Source organism: Arthrobacter russicus (assembly GCF_031454135.1).
Taxonomy (GTDB): Bacteria; Actinomycetota; Actinomycetes; order Actinomycetales; family Micrococcaceae; genus Renibacterium; species Renibacterium russicum.
In genome coordinates this window covers 85,608-99,543 of sequence record NZ_JAVDQF010000001.1, presented here as the reverse complement: position 1 = coordinate 99,543, position 13,936 = coordinate 85,608, and the positions used below count along the sequence as shown (strand labels likewise).

Sequence of the window (13,936 nt, the reverse complement as noted above, 5' to 3'; positions counted from 1 at the left end):
TCCGCCCTTTTCCGTGCTCCTGCCAGTCCCGGCCCAGCGCAGCTTTGCCGGTGAGCCCGGTTACCGCTTCGCTTGCTTGCCGGTCAGTTTGTTCCAGCGCGCAGTCAAGCCCCATTTGGTGACATTGAGCACCGCTTCTTGGAAAATGTTGCCGCTCATCTTGGAGGCCCCGAATTCGCGTTCCACGAACGTGATCGGAACTTCGACGATCTTCAAGCCGAGCTGCGCGGCCCGCCACAGCATGTCCACCTGGAATCCGTAGCCCACCGAATCGACCTTGGTCAGGTCGATCTGCTCCAGGGTTTCCCGGCGGAAGGCCCGGTATCCTCCGGTGATGTCGCGGTATCTGACGCCGAGCAGGATCCGCGAATACAGACTTCCACCGCGCGAGATCAGCTTCCGGTGCAAGGGCCAGTTGACCACTTTCCCACCGGGCACCCAACGGGAGCCGAGCACCAAATCGGCGCCCTGCTCGACCGCGTCGAGCAGCAACGGCAACTGCTCAGGCTGATGCGAGCCATCGGCGTCCATTTCCACCAGGACGTCGTAACCGGCTTCGAGACCCCAGTTGAATCCGGCGATATAGGCCGCACCCAGGCCCTCTTTGCCCTTCCGGTGCAAGACCTTCACCTGCGGATCGGCTGCCGCAAACTGGTCAGCCAGTTCACCGGTGCCGTCCGGGCTGTTGTCATCTGCGATCAGCACATCGACTGAAGGAACCGCCTCGCGGAGTCGAGTCAACGTCTTCGGTAACGACTCGAGCTCGTTGTAGGTCGGGATAATTGTCAGGACGCGCACGCAATGGCCTTTCGTTGCTCAGCTGGCACCAAAGATCCATTATACGGGCAAGGAAATGGGTAGGTTCACGCGCCTTCGGGCCAATTCCGATGCCGCCGTCGTGGTGCATCCAAACTGTTTTCTACTGACGCGTGAACCTACCCGTTACAAGAGCCACCGACGCACAGCATTCTTCGGTGCTGATTCGGACATGCACCCGAATCATTGCCGGAATACTGGTCTCGCCGTGGCCAGGCCTTTCCCCAACTGCTTCTTGAAGAAACCCGTTGAGCTAAAATCCTACGTGCTGTGTTCGAACTGTCAATATCCTTCTGACCTGCGGCTTTGTGTGTTTCCGCAGGTCAGGCGGGGATATCCGAATACCAAATTTTACGGAATATTTTCGTATTCCGGACGGCTTCGGCGTGTCGTCCCCCATGAGTTCTCCAATTCTTCCGGAGCGCCTAGAAATCTGCCTCGGCGGCAGCGTAGAGTTCTTCGCCGCGGTGCACGGTGAGCAGGCACTGCGGAGCATTCTCGGTGTCCAAAGCCGGCAGCAGCGGGGTGCGGGACCTGGGGTCGGTGCTCCATGACTGCACCCGCTCATCGGCTACCTGCACCATCAGTTCGTCGACCTGCCAGACCGCGAAACTCGCCGGCGCACCGGGGACGAGTTGCCCGATCATCGGATCCTGCTCCTTCGCCGCACGCCAACCGGCACGGCTGTAACCCAGGAAGGCCGCCCTGGCCGAAATCCGTTGCGCCGGCTGATGATGGGCCAAACATGCTTTGACTCCGGCCCAGGGGTCGAAAGGGGTGACCGGCGAATCGGAACCGAGACAGACCGGGACACCGGCAGCGAACAGCTCCGCGATCGGGTTCATCCGTCCGGACCGACCAGCGCCCAGACGTGCCTCGTAGAGCCCTCCGGGGCCGCCCCAGAGCGCGTCGAAGGCCGGTTGCAAGCTCGCAGTCACCGAGAACTCGGCGAGGGCCGCAATCGCCGCCTGATCGATCATCTCGGCGTGTTCGAAACGGTGCCCTGCGGCTCGTACGGCCGCCGCTCCCACGGTCTCTGCGGCCCGCCGCAGGCCGGCCACCGCCGCATCCATGCCGGCATCGCCGATGATGTGGAATCCGCCGGACAAACCGAGCTCGCTGCAAGCCGCAAGATGCTCGGCGATGCGCTCTTCGTCCAGGGAGAGGGTCCCCCGGCGCCCCGGAAGGTCGGCGTACTCCGCACGCAGGCGCGCGGTCCGGGATCCGATCGAACCATCGACATTCAAATCCCCGCCGAGCCCGCGCGGCCGGACTCCGTGTTCTGCCAAATCCCGGAGCACTTCCCGGCCTTGCTCGGCACTGCTGATCGCCTGAGCCCAGTACGGAAGGACTTCCGGATACCCCGGCTCCGAGGCGGACCGCTGCATCAATCTGCCCAGATCCGCCAGTGCACCTGCCCCGGGGATCGCCATCTCCGCGACCGCAACGTGGCCGGAGGCGGCCGCGGCATGCAAGGCGGCTGTCTGGTAGCGCTCCCTGGTGGCACTGTCGAAGTCCCGCACCGCATCGCGCACGATCCGGTGCGCTTCGCCGGTCACCACGCCGTCGGGACGCCAACCGGGCAACCCGGGCAGCTCCAGACGCCTGGCCAGACTGCTCGAAACCACGGCGGAATGCACGTCCACCCGGGCGAGATAGATCTCGGCACCTGATCCGGCCCGGTCCAGCTCTTCGGCGGTCGGCGGCCGGCCTTCCGGCCAAGCGGTCTCGTCCCAACCGAATCCGAGCAGCACCCCCGGGCTCCGGACCGCTCCGGCAACCTCGTCCAGCAGCGCCTGCAACGAATTCGCCGCACCCAAATCCAAGGACTCCAACGCAACCCCGGTTTCGGTGAGATGCACATGCGAGTCCACGAAGCCCGGTGTGATCAGCGCCCCGCGCAAATTGACCAGCCGCATCGAAGAGTCGTAGACCGATGTGGCCGCATGTTCGCCGCCGACCCAGGCCACCGTGTTCCCGTCCACGAGCATTGCGCTGGCCAGTGGATCAGCCGCACTGTACACGGATCCATTGCGGTAAAGGGTCAAAGCCATTGTCTTCCTTCCGGAGCCCGCGATGAGGCCCACGACATGCAGTTGCGGTTGCTCGGCGCTATTCGGCCAACGACGAATAGGCCACGACGCCGCGCCGAATGCGTTCGATCGCTTCGACGCAGGCGCTACGGACCCCGGGCGCCAGACCCGGTACCGAGGCCAATTGGTCCAGCAGGTCGATGACTTGCTTGGCCCAGCGGACGAAATCCCCGGCAGCCAGGTCCGTGCCCTCCAGCACCCGTTCCAGATGCCGGCCGCGGGCCCATTTGTGGATCGGCCAGACCAAGCCGAATTCGGGTTCCGAGGTCAACGGCAATCGGCTCTGCGACTCGAGGTCCTCCAACATCGACCACTGCCGGACCAGCACGTCCATCGACGCGTCCAGGGCCGCGCTCGGCATCTTCACGCGCAGCCCGCGCTCTTCACGCTTGGACTGATAAACCAGTGCCGAGGCGAAGGCCGCCATTTCCGCTGCTTCAAGCTGGTCCAGGGCGCCTTCACGCAAACACAAGGCGATCAACAAGTCTTTTTCGCCGTAGATCCGGCGCAACCGCTGGCCATCCGCAGTCGGCTTCAGCTCCCGGCCTTCGCCGCCCGGGGCCGGGGTCAAGAATCCGTAGCTCTCCAGCACGCCGCACACCCGGTCGAAAGTCTTCGCGATGGTCCCGGTGCGGCTTTGGATCTGCTGGACCAGGGCATCAGTTTCCCGGCGCAACCGCCACCAGCGTTCAGACCAACGCGCATGCGCCTCCCGGTCGCTGCAACCGTGGCACGGGTGCCCGCGCAGCGCCCGCCGCAGGGCGCTGATCTTCGCCTCCTGTTCGACCTGCCGGGAGCTGCTGAACGCAGGCGGCTGCGCCGCCGCGGGCTCTGCGGTCTGCACGGCATGCCGAAGTGCAGCCACCAGGTCCTTGCGATCCTTGGCCTGGCGCAGATTGAACTGTTTGGGAATCCGCAGTTTGTTGATCGGCACGGCTGGGCCGTCCAGGTCATGCCGGTTGATCCGCCGGGTTTCGCGGGCATCGGTCAGGACCGTGGGCTTGGGTTCGTGCAGATTCGGATCATTGCTCAGAACCACTGCGAACCCCGGCATCCGGCCCGCAGTGATTTCCAGCACATCACCCGGCCGCAGTCCGGCGAGCGATTCGTCCACCGCATCGCGCCGGGCCCGGCTGTGCTGTTTCGAGGCGGCGTTCTCGGCATCGGAAAGCTCTCGGCGCAATCGCGCGTACTCCGCGAAATCTCCGAGGTGGCAGGTCATCGACTCGCGATAGCCGGCCAGTGATTCCTCCCTGCTGCGCACTTGCCTGGCCAAGCCGACCACTGATCGGTCCGCCTGGAACTGCGCGAACGAAGACTCCAAAATCTCCCGGGCCCGGGCCCGGCCGAACTGGGCGATCAAGTTGATGCTCATGTTGTAGGTCGGCCGGAAACTCGAGTTCAAAGGATAGGTTCGCCGTGAAGCCAAACCGGCCACCGCACCGGGATCGGTTCCCGGTTGCCACAGCACCACGGCATGGCCCTCCACGTCGATGCCCCGGCGGCCGGCCCTCCCGGTCAACTGGGTGTATTCCCCCGCCGTGATGTTGACATGCGCCTCGCCGTTGAACTTCTCGAGTTTTTCCAACACCACCGATCGGGCCGGCATATTGACGCCCAGGGCCAGGGTTTCGGTGGCGAAGACCGCCCGGACCAGCCCCCGGGCGAACAAGGACTCGACGACTTCCTTGAAGGTCGGCAGCATTCCTGCATGGTGCGAAGCGATACCGCGGAGCAGCCCCTCGCGCCAGGACCAGAATCCGAGCACATCCAGGTCGTCACTGGGAATGTCCTCGCTCGCGGCGTCGATCAACGCCGCGATTTCTTGGCGTTCCGCCTCGGTGGTCAGCATGATTCCGGCGTCGACGCATTGGCGCACCGCGGCATCGCAGCCGGCGCGGGAGAAGATGAAGTAGATCGCCGGGAGCAGATTGGCCCGCTCCAGGGCCAACACCACCTGCGACCGGCTGGCCGTCCGGGCCGGCGACTGTGGGGCATCGCCGCGACCCGCAGCCTGTCCCTTGCGCCCGTGCCATTGCTTGCCGCCGCCGCTGCGCCCGCCGCGGCCATGCGCGAAGCGGCCCCGGGACCGGTTTTCGGACTCGGTGCGGGCCAATTCCAGCAATTCCGTGTTGACCGCGGGAACCGCATCCCGATCGGCCACCGCCAGCTGGTCGAAAGAAGTATCGCCGGCGAACAGGTCCACGATGTCCTTGCCGACCATCACATGCTGCCACAACGGGATCGGCCGGTGTTCCGAAACGATGATGTCGGTCGATCCGCGCACGGTATCGAGCCAGGCGCCGAACTCCTCCGCGTTCGAGACGGTGGCGCTGAGCGAGACCACCTGGACATCGGTGGGCAGGTGGATGATGACCTCTTCCCACACCGCACCGCGGAACCGGTCGGCGAGGTAGTGCACCTCGTCCATCACCACGAAAGCCAAATCGTCCAAGGAATCAGAGCCGGCGTAGAGCATGTTGCGCAGCACTTCAGTGGTCATCACCACGATCGAGGCTTCCGGATTGATCGAGGAGTCCCCGGTCAGCAGGCCGACGTCGGCCGCGCCGTATTTCGCCGCCAGTTCGGAGTATTTCTGATTGCTCAAGGCTTTGATCGGCGTGGTGTAAAAGGCTTTGAGCCCGCGGGACAACGCCAGGTAGACCGCGAATTCCCCGACAATCGTCTTGCCGGCGCCGGTCGGCGCGGCGACCAGGACTCCCCGACCGGCTTCCAAGGACCGGCAAGCCGTCACCTGGAAGTCGTCCAGCCCGAAGTCGAAGGTTTCTTTGAAAGCGCCGAACTCGGTCTGCGATTCGGCTTGCCGCTGCTTCGCAGCTTCGAATCGTTCGGCCGGCGAGTTGCCCGCCGACTCATCAGGATGGACCGAGGACTGTGCACGCATGGAACCAGCCTATGCCCCCACCGGGCCGAGCTTTGCTACAGGTTGCCCAAATCACTCAGCGGCGTGGCGGAATCAGCGGTGTCCTCGGTCTCCTGGACGCGTTTCGCAGCACGCTTGTCCCGCCGCCGGTCCAGTAACACGCACAGACCCATCGCGCCGAAATACAGCAACAGCAGAGGCCCGGCCAAGAGGAACATCGTGAAGGCGTCATTGCCCGGTGCGGCCATGGCGGAAACGATGGTGACCGCCAGAACCGTGATCCGCCAACTTTTGAACATCGTCTTGCCGCGCAGCACGCCGGCCATGTTCACGCCGACCAGAACCACCGGCACCAGGAAAGCGATGCCCATGAAGAGCACTAGCTGCATGATGAAGGTGATGTAATCGGTGGCCTGGATGAAGTTCGTGCCGCCTTGCGGGGTGAACGACGTGAGCGCGTACACGATGTTCGGCATCACCCACCAGCCGCAATAGGCGCCGGCCAAAAACAACGGCACCGCGGCGAACATGTACCCGAAGGTGTAACGGCGTTCCTTGGTGTTGAGCCCCGGCGTGATGAACGCCCAGATCTGATAGATCCAGATCGGCGAGGAGATGATCGCGCCCAGGAAGAACGCGGCCTGCACCCGCAAATCGAATGCCGTCGCGACTCCGGCGAAGTTCACGCCGGCATCGAAGTTGCGTTCCTTGGCCAATTTGACCAGGGGCTCCGAAATCGCGGCGAACAGCGGATCGTAGAAAAACCATCCGGCGACTGCGCCGAGAATCAACCCGATCGACGCTTTGATCAGCCGGTTGCGCAGCTCGATCAGGTGTTCCTTGAGGGACATCCGCCCCTCGGGGTTGGCTTTACGCCCCTTGAAAAGTGCCACGTCCCGCTGTGGCGCTAAGCCGGGGTGTTGCCAGGCGGAGTCGTCTGCCCGGTAGTGGTGCCGGTGCCGGGCGCATTGTTGGGGTTCACCGGGTTCACCACGGTGCCCTCCACCGGCGGCTCGGCAGCGCTGTTTTTCTGTTCAGCTTCTTTGCCGTCGTTCTTCGACTCGCGAACCTCGGATTTGATGATCCGGAACGACTGGCCCAGGCTGCGCGCCATCCCCGGAAGCTTCGGGGCGAAGAAGAGCAGCACAAGGACCAAAACGATGATGCCGATAACCCACGGCTCTCTTAAAAACCCCACGAAGATTCCTTTCGGTTTGCTGATTCATCCTACCGCGTCCGCGGAGCCGTTGTTGCTATTTGTTCGCTTTGACCAGTTCGAGGTCGCGCAACGACTGCGCCTGCCCGCGCAACCGCCGCCGGGCCACCCGGCGTCGGACTCGATCGATCCGCCGTCGGCGTTTGCCGGCCCGGTATTCCTCGGCCAGCAGGGCCGGGTCGCTGGAAACCGCCCAACCGGGTTCGCGTTCCGGGAGCGGCGTTTCCGCGGCGCCCCCCGGGAGCTCGCCGTCGGGCCCTCCGGTCCGGTTGCCCATTCGGGCAGAGGCTTCGCTGAATTCCTTTCCCAGACGCACGACATGCCGCCACAACTTGATTCCGAGCAGCACAACGTATAACAAGGAGAGGGCCAACAATGCGACCCAGATCACGATCCATGACCACCAAGGCATGGAACCAGTCTAGAGACACTCAGAAGGATTCATGCCCACACTACCGACCAAGCCGTCGGGCGCCGATCCGGCAGCCCCCCAGCAACACGACGACAACGGCCAACATCTCACCCGAGGACTGAGCAATCGGCACATCCAGCTGATCGCGATCGGCGGGGCGATCGGCACCGGGCTCTTCCTGGGTTCCGGCAAGACGATCAGCGTCGCCGGCCCCAGCGTGATCTTCGTCTACATGATCATCGGTTTCATGCTCTTCTTCGTCATGCGCGCAATGGGCGAAATCCTGCTCTCCAATCTGGGCTACCGCACCTTCGCCGATTTCGCCGGCGATCTGATCGGCCCGTGGGCCGGATTCATGGTCGGCTGGACCTATTGGATTTGTTGGATCATCATCGGCATCGCCGATTTGGTGGCGATCTCCGGCTACGTGAAGTACTGGGCACCGGACATTCCGCTGTTCATTCCGGCGCTGCTGACGATTGTGCTCTTCCTGGTCCTGAACCTGGTTGCGGTCCGGCTCTTCGGCGAGCTGGAATTCTGGTTCGCCCTGATCAAGGTGGTCGCGATCATCGCACTGGTGGTCATCGGGATCGTGCTGGTAGCGATCGCCTTCCGCTCGCCCAATGGCGACACCGCCTCGCTGGCGAATCTCTGGAACGACGGCGGGATGTTCCCGAACGGTTTCATCGGGTTCCTGGGCGGATTCCAGATCGCGATCTTCGCCTTCCAGGGCATCGAGTTGGCCGGCACCGCAGCGGCCGAAACCAAAGACCCGGAAAAGACCCTGCCGCGGGCGATCAACTCGATTCCGATCCGCGTGCTCTTGTTCTACGTGGGCTCACTCATCGTGATCATGGCGGTCACCCCGTGGCGCTACGCCCAGGCGGACAAGAGCCCGTTCGTCGAAATGTTCGCCTTGATCGGCTTGGCGGCGGCCGCCGGCGTGGTCAATTTCGTGGTACTCACCTCAGCGGCTTCCAGCGCCAACTCGGGCATCTTTTCCACCTCGAGGATCATGTACGGCATGGCCGGTGACGGTGAAGCGCCGAAGACCTTCTACAAACTGTCCCGGAACAAAGTGCCGGCCCGGGCGCTGATGCTCTCCTGCTTGGCGCTGCTGCCCGGCGTGGCGCTGCTCTACGCGGACAATTCCGTGGGCGCGGCCTTCACCTTCGTGACCTCGATTTCGGCGATCTTGTTCATCACGGTCTGGGGATTCATCATGGTTTCCTATCTGGCCTACCGGAAGAAGCGCCCCGAGCTGCACGCCGCCTCGAAGTTCAAAATGCCCGGCGGGCGGTTCATGGCCTGGACGGTGCTGGTCTTCTTCGCCTTGATCATCGTCACGCTGGGCTATTTCGAAGACACCCGGATCGCCCTGTTCGTGGCACCGGTCTGGTACGCCTTGCTGACCATCGGCTACTTCGCCCTGGTCCGCAGGGGCCGGCGCAAGGCGCTGGCCGAGTCCTGATCCTCCCGGTTCCGACCGCTGACGGCCCTCGTCGACTACTCCTGGTAGTTGCCGAGGGCCGCTTCGGTCCAGCGGACAGTTTCCGCCGCCAGGTCCGCGGGCTCGAGCACCCGGATCGCGCCACCGTGCTGGGCCACCAACTGCGGCAACCAGCCGACGCTGCCGACCCGGATCGTGGCGATCTGGCACCAGCGCCGACCGCCTTCCGGCGCCGCCGGGAGATCCGCGACCCGCTGGGCATCGTAATAGTCGGCGACCCAACGCGCCGATCCGTCCAGCAGCAAGGTGACCTCGGTGTCCGCAGCGCTCGAGCTGAACAGTTGCTCGGGGAAATCGGATCCCGGGCCGGCTTCCGGAGAGTCCACCGGGCCGCCCAGTGCGGCTTCCCGGATCCGATCGAGCCGGAAGATCCGTTGCGCCTCCGCACTGTGGCACCAAGCCTGCAGGTACCAGGCTTCATCATTGGAGAACACCCGCTGCGGGTCCACGGTCCGTTCCGTGATTTCGTCGCGGTGCGGCACCAAATACCGCAGCTGGAGCTGTTTCTGTTCCCGGATCGCGCGCTGCAGGAGCGCCAGCGTCCCGGCATGTTCCGGGGCCGCCAAACGCACCCCGACGGTTCCGGTGATGCCACCGGCGGCTTCATCCGCCGCAGCGCTGATCTTCGCGGCAGCCGATCGAACTGCGGAATCCCCGGACCCTCCGGGCAAAGCGCTCAGCGCCTCCAAGCCGACCAGAAGCGCCGAGGCTTCATCGAGGCTGAATCGAACCGGTTCGGAGAGCTCCTCGGCATCGGCGATGAAAACGTGGCCGCTCTCCCAACTGACGTCCATCAAGTCCCCGTGCAGACCGCCGGGCAGGCCGCTGACCATCATCAGGCTGAGGTCCGCCTCCAGTTGTTTCCTGGTGATGCCGAACTCGGCGGCGATCTCGTCCAGGTGCAGGCCTTGGTGGTGCACCAGGAACGGCACCAGATCGACCAATCTGCGCAAATGATCCTGGGCCGTGGTTTTGCTCCGTGCCGCCGGTCTGCCGGCCACCGCGGACGAAAGATCCGGCAGCGGCTGCGTTGCCGCCTCGAGCACGCCCAACAGCCGGCTGCGCACTGCGGCGCGCAAGCCCTCCGGCGCGCGGACCGCCACGCGGGATCCCCAACCGGCCAGTTCACTCGCGAAGGCCGGCTCGGAGCCGAACGGCACGTTCAGCACGTCCCAGCCCGCTTGGGCGGCTTGCCCGACGTCGTCCGGCAACGGCTTGGCCCGGTCCCGCAATGCCTGGGCACGGCCGTCCTGGACCAGGAGCACCGAAGGCTGTTCCGCCGGGAGCACCATGGAGTCCAAAGACGCCGACACCGAGAAATCCGCGGGGCGTTCGAAGCTGCTCCGCGGGTCGGCGACCACCGGGCCATCGATCCGGGACAGCCGGAAGACCCGCTGCGCCTGCCGGTCCAGGTCGAAGCCGATCAGGTACCAATGGCCGAACTTCTGGCCCAGGCCCCAGGGCTGCACCCGGCGCGCCGAAGGTGCCGCATCCGAGCGGCCTTGATAGTCGAAGCTGATTTCCTGGCGCGCTGTGGCGGCCTCCAACAAGTCCTCGAAGGCAGGCTCCCGGGTGCTGATCCGGGGTTCGAGCAGCGGCTCGGCGGAGGGCTCCTGCGGCAGCGCCCCGCTGGTTTCGATTTTCCGTACCGCTCGGGCAGCCGCGGTGCCCAGGGCCGCCCGGCCCCAGAGACGCGCCGAAAGCGACAGCACCGCCGCTTCCTGAACGCTGAACCGCAGTTCCGGAAGCCGGTATTTTTCTTTCGGGATCCGGTATGAAGTGGTTCCCGGATCTTCCTCGAAGAGCCCTGCTTCGGTCCGGGCTTCCAACGGGATGCCCATCGCCCGGAGGTCGGTTTTGTCCCGCTCGAACATCCGCTCGAAGGCTTCCTCCGAGGGCGAATCACGGTACGCCTGAATGTTCTGGCGCAAAAATTCCTTGCTGCGCCCGGTCCGGGTTTCCAGGAGGGCGATCAGCAGATTGAGCAAACGCTCGGTACGAGAAGCGGACACGCCTCCAGCTTAGGCGAAATGCGTGTCCGCTCCCGGCACCCGGTGATTCAGTACGCGCTCAGCGGACGCCGACCAGGTCGACCACGAAGATCAACGCTTCGTTGGGCGCGATCGCGCCACCCGCGCCGCGTTCGCCGTAGGCGAGTTCCGAAGGGATCTCCAGCCGGCGCCGGCCGCCCACCTTCATACCCAGCAGGCCCTGGTCCCAACCCTGGATGACCTGGCCGACGCCGACCGTGAAGTCGAGTGGGTTGCCGCGGCCCCAGGAGGAGTCGAACTCCTCGCCGGTGGAAAAGGCCACGCCGACGTAATGCGCCGAGACTGTGTTCCCGCGCTGCACCTCCGCGCCGTCGCCCGGGATCAAGTCCTCGATCACCAATTCGGTGGGGACTTCATGCTCGGGGAAATCGATTTCCGGTTTGGTGCGGTCGTAATCACGTTGTCCAAAAGACATGATGCTCCTCAAAGGGTAGTCGTTGAATCGGAAAATCTCGTCGGCTAGGCCTTGGCCTGGATGTTCACCACGAAGACCAGCGTGCCGCCGGGCTGTCCGCCGCTGGGGTTGTCGCCGTAGCCCAGGGCCGCGGGGATCACCAGCATCACGGTCGAGCCGACCTTCTGATCCACCAAGCCCATCAGCCAGCCCTTGATCACACCGCCGGACAAGGTGACTTTGAACGGCGAGCCCTTGCCGTAGTTCGAGTCGAACGGGGTGCTCGGGTCGGTCCACTTCCAGCCGGTGTATTCGACGTTGGCCGAATCCGTGGACTTCAGCGCGTCTCCGCTGCCCTCTTTGAGCACCTTCACCACGAGGTTCGCCGGCGGGTCGACGGCCGGGACCTGGATGCTGGGCACGCCCTTGTCGTCGAAGGTCGCGCTGGGCAGCTTGCCGTCCGAATCGAGTTGCTTGGACTCCTCCGGGGTGGCCAGGGTCGGCAGCGGCGGCGGGGTTTTGGCCGATTCGATGTAGTAGACCTCGATCGAAGCCGGTTGCGCGGTTGCGCCTTGCGCCGCCGGTTGCGCCGGTACGCCATAGGCGAAGTAGGCGCCGACCTTCGCGCCGACGATCACGCTGTACGGCAGCGCGGCCTGGGCCTTGAAGCTGTCGTCGAGGAGGATCTCGGTGCCGGTGCCCTGGCTGAAGCTCTCGCCGTTCGACGTGCCGTCCTGCGCATTGAAGGATGCCGAACGGAGCGTCACCTGCTGACCGGCGACCACCGTTTCACCACTGCCTTCATTGGTCAGTTTCATGGCGATCTGCGGCATATTCAGGGGCTTCGGGAAGTCCACCGTGGGGGCTTTGCCGGCTTCTCCGGGCGTGACTTTGACGCTGTCCAGCAGTTCCGAATTCGCAGCCGGCACGCTCGCCGAGGCCGAGCTGGACGCGCTGGAAGATGCCGGGTCGCCGCCACCGCCGCAGGCGGACAATAGGAGAGCCAGAGGGACAATAGCGGCCGCTACGGCCAAAGATCGGCGCACAAACACTCAATTCGTCGGGAACTCGTCGGCCGGTACCGGCCCCGGCCAGTTTAGCCGTTCAGTCTGAAAAGTCACCTTGGCCGAGCAGGGAGTCGATCAGTGCATCGACCCGTTCGTCCTGATTCCGGAACGGGTCTTTGCACAGCACCGTCTGATGTGCCCGGTCGTTGAGCTTGAGGTGCACCCAGTCCACCGTGTAGTCGCGCCCCGCGGCCTGCGCGGCCCGGACGAACCGGCCGCGCAAGGCGGCCCTGGTGCTGTTCGGCGGCGCTTCGACCGCAGCCTGGGCGGCATCGCCGTCGAGCACTCTGGCCGCGGCACCGCGGTTCTGCAGCAGGTAAAACAAACCACGGCTCGGCGAAATGTCGTGGTAGGCCAAATCGATTTGCGCCAGCCGGGGCGAATCCGCGGCCAGATCGTGCTTAGCCTGGTACGAATCCAGCAACTTCTTCTTGATCGCCCAATCGATTTCGGTGTCGATGCCGCTGGTGTCCTGATCTTCGATCGCCGACAGGGTGCGGTTCCAGAGGTCCATGATCCGCGGTACCAAAGCGTTGTGCGCGCCATGTCCGGCCAAGAATTCCGAGGTCTTTTCGTAGTATTCGCGCTGGATCTGCAGCGCGTCGAGCACTCGGCCGTTGGCCAGCTTCACTGGCGCCCGGCCGGTCGGGTCCTGGGAAATCTCCCGGATCGATCGGATCGGGTTCTCCATCCGCAGGTCCCGCATGATCACGCCGGCTTCGATCATCCGCAGAATCAAATCGACGGTGCCGACCTTGAGCATCGTGGTGGTCTCGGACATGTTCGAATCGCCGACGATCACGTGCAGCCGCCGGTACAGTTCCGCATCGGCGTGCGGTTCGTCCCGGGTGTTGATGATCGGTCGGGAACGCGTGGTGGCCGAGGAGACGCCTTCCCAGATGTGTTCGGCCCGTTGCGAGAACGAGTAGCTCGCGTTCCCGTCGGACTGGTGCACTTTGCCGGCACCGGCGATCAGCTGCCGGGTGACCAGGAAGGGAATCAGGATTTCGGCCAGTCGGCTGAACTCGCCGCGCCGCCCGATCAGATAGTTTTCGTGGCTGCCGTATGAATTGCCGGCCGAGTCGGTGTTGTTCTTGAACAGGTAGACCTGGCCCTTGAAGCCTTCCAGTGCCAAACGGCTCTCCGCCTCGGCCACCAGATCATTGAGGATCAGCTCACCGGCCCGGTCGTGCGCGATCAGCTGGGCGATGTCGTCGCATTCCGCAGTGGCATACTCCGGATGCGAGCCCACATCGAGGTACAGCCGGGAGCCGTTCGCCAAGAAGACGTTGGAACTCCGCCCCCAGCTGACCACTTTCCGGAACAGGTATCGGGCGACTTCTTCGGGTGAGAGCGGCCGCGACTCTCGGCTCGAAAAAGTGATTCCGAACTCGGTTTCGATGCCGAAAATCCTACGGTCCATGCTGCTCCCTTGATCTGCGATAACGACTGGCTTTCGGCCGGCCGCCGGTTCCAGTCGGCCAATGCCGGTT

At 64.4% G+C, this 13,936-nt stretch carries 11 protein-coding genes; 1 reads left to right on the top strand and 10 read right to left on the bottom strand.

Translation table 11 applies throughout. The features are described 5' to 3' along the window. Window positions 1–60: 60 nt before the first annotated feature. The 6 genes from JOE69_RS00430 to JOE69_RS00405 form a co-directional block, all read right to left on the bottom strand. Window positions 61–798 (bottom strand): polyprenol monophosphomannose synthase, encoded by a 738-nt coding sequence (locus tag JOE69_RS00430; RefSeq protein WP_309795122.1) that lies wholly within the window; start codon window positions 796–798, stop codon window positions 61–63. Between the two features lie 443 nt (window positions 799–1,241). After that, window positions 1,242–2,870, bottom strand: a complete 1,629-nt coding sequence (locus JOE69_RS00425; RefSeq protein WP_309795120.1) for an amidohydrolase — start codon at window positions 2,868–2,870, stop codon at window positions 1,242–1,244. Window positions 2,871–2,928: 58 nt separating this feature from the next. Then, the gene (locus tag JOE69_RS00420) at window positions 2,929–5,814 is read right to left on the bottom strand and encodes a DEAD/DEAH box helicase (protein WP_309795118.1); all 2,886 of its coding nucleotides are present in this window, start codon (window positions 5,812–5,814) and stop codon (window positions 2,929–2,931) included. Window positions 5,815–5,849: 35 nt separating this feature from the next. Then, window positions 5,850–6,644 carry a twin-arginine translocase subunit TatC gene (tatC, locus tag JOE69_RS00415; RefSeq protein WP_296361795.1) on the bottom strand — a complete coding sequence of 265 codons (795 nt, stop codon included), beginning with the start codon at window positions 6,642–6,644 and terminating at the stop codon, window positions 5,850–5,852. 56 nt (window positions 6,645–6,700) lie between these two features. Continuing rightward, window positions 6,701–6,991: a Sec-independent protein translocase subunit TatA gene (locus tag JOE69_RS00410; protein WP_309795116.1), complete on the bottom strand. Its 291-nt coding sequence runs from the start codon at window positions 6,989–6,991 to the stop codon at window positions 6,701–6,703. A gap of 55 nt (window positions 6,992–7,046) precedes the next feature. Beyond that, the gene (locus tag JOE69_RS00405; protein WP_309795114.1) at window positions 7,047–7,421 is read right to left on the bottom strand and encodes a hypothetical protein; all 375 of its coding nucleotides are present in this window, start codon (window positions 7,419–7,421) and stop codon (window positions 7,047–7,049) included. Window positions 7,422–7,452: 31 nt separating this feature from the next. On the opposite strand from JOE69_RS00405, the gene cycA reads away from it, so the two are divergent. Further along, on the top strand, window positions 7,453–8,892 hold the full coding sequence (gene cycA, locus JOE69_RS00400) for a D-serine/D-alanine/glycine transporter (RefSeq protein WP_309795111.1): 1,440 nt from the start codon (window positions 7,453–7,455) through the stop codon (window positions 8,890–8,892). Window positions 8,893–8,927: 35 nt separating this feature from the next. Here cycA and JOE69_RS00395 read toward each other — a convergent pair whose 3' ends face one another. The 4 genes from JOE69_RS00395 to pafA all read right to left on the bottom strand — a co-directional run bounded on the left by JOE69_RS00395 (window position 8,928) and on the right by pafA (window position 13,866). Further along, on the bottom strand, window positions 8,928–10,943 hold the full coding sequence (locus tag JOE69_RS00395; RefSeq protein WP_309795108.1) for a helix-turn-helix transcriptional regulator: 2,016 nt from the start codon (window positions 10,941–10,943) through the stop codon (window positions 8,928–8,930). Window positions 10,944–11,001: 58 nt separating this feature from the next. Next, entirely contained in the window at window positions 11,002–11,397 is a 396-nt protein-coding gene (locus tag JOE69_RS00390; RefSeq protein ID WP_296361788.1) for an FKBP-type peptidyl-prolyl cis-trans isomerase, read from the bottom strand. 44 nt (window positions 11,398–11,441) lie between these two features. Further along, window positions 11,442–12,371, bottom strand: coding sequence for an FKBP-type peptidyl-prolyl cis-trans isomerase (locus JOE69_RS00385; protein ID WP_309795104.1), 930 nt, complete (start codon window positions 12,369–12,371; stop codon window positions 11,442–11,444). 109 nt (window positions 12,372–12,480) lie between these two features. Beyond that, window positions 12,481–13,866: a Pup--protein ligase gene (pafA, locus tag JOE69_RS00380; protein WP_309795102.1), complete on the bottom strand. Its 1,386-nt coding sequence runs from the start codon at window positions 13,864–13,866 to the stop codon at window positions 12,481–12,483. Window positions 13,867–13,936: the final 70 nt, after the last annotated feature.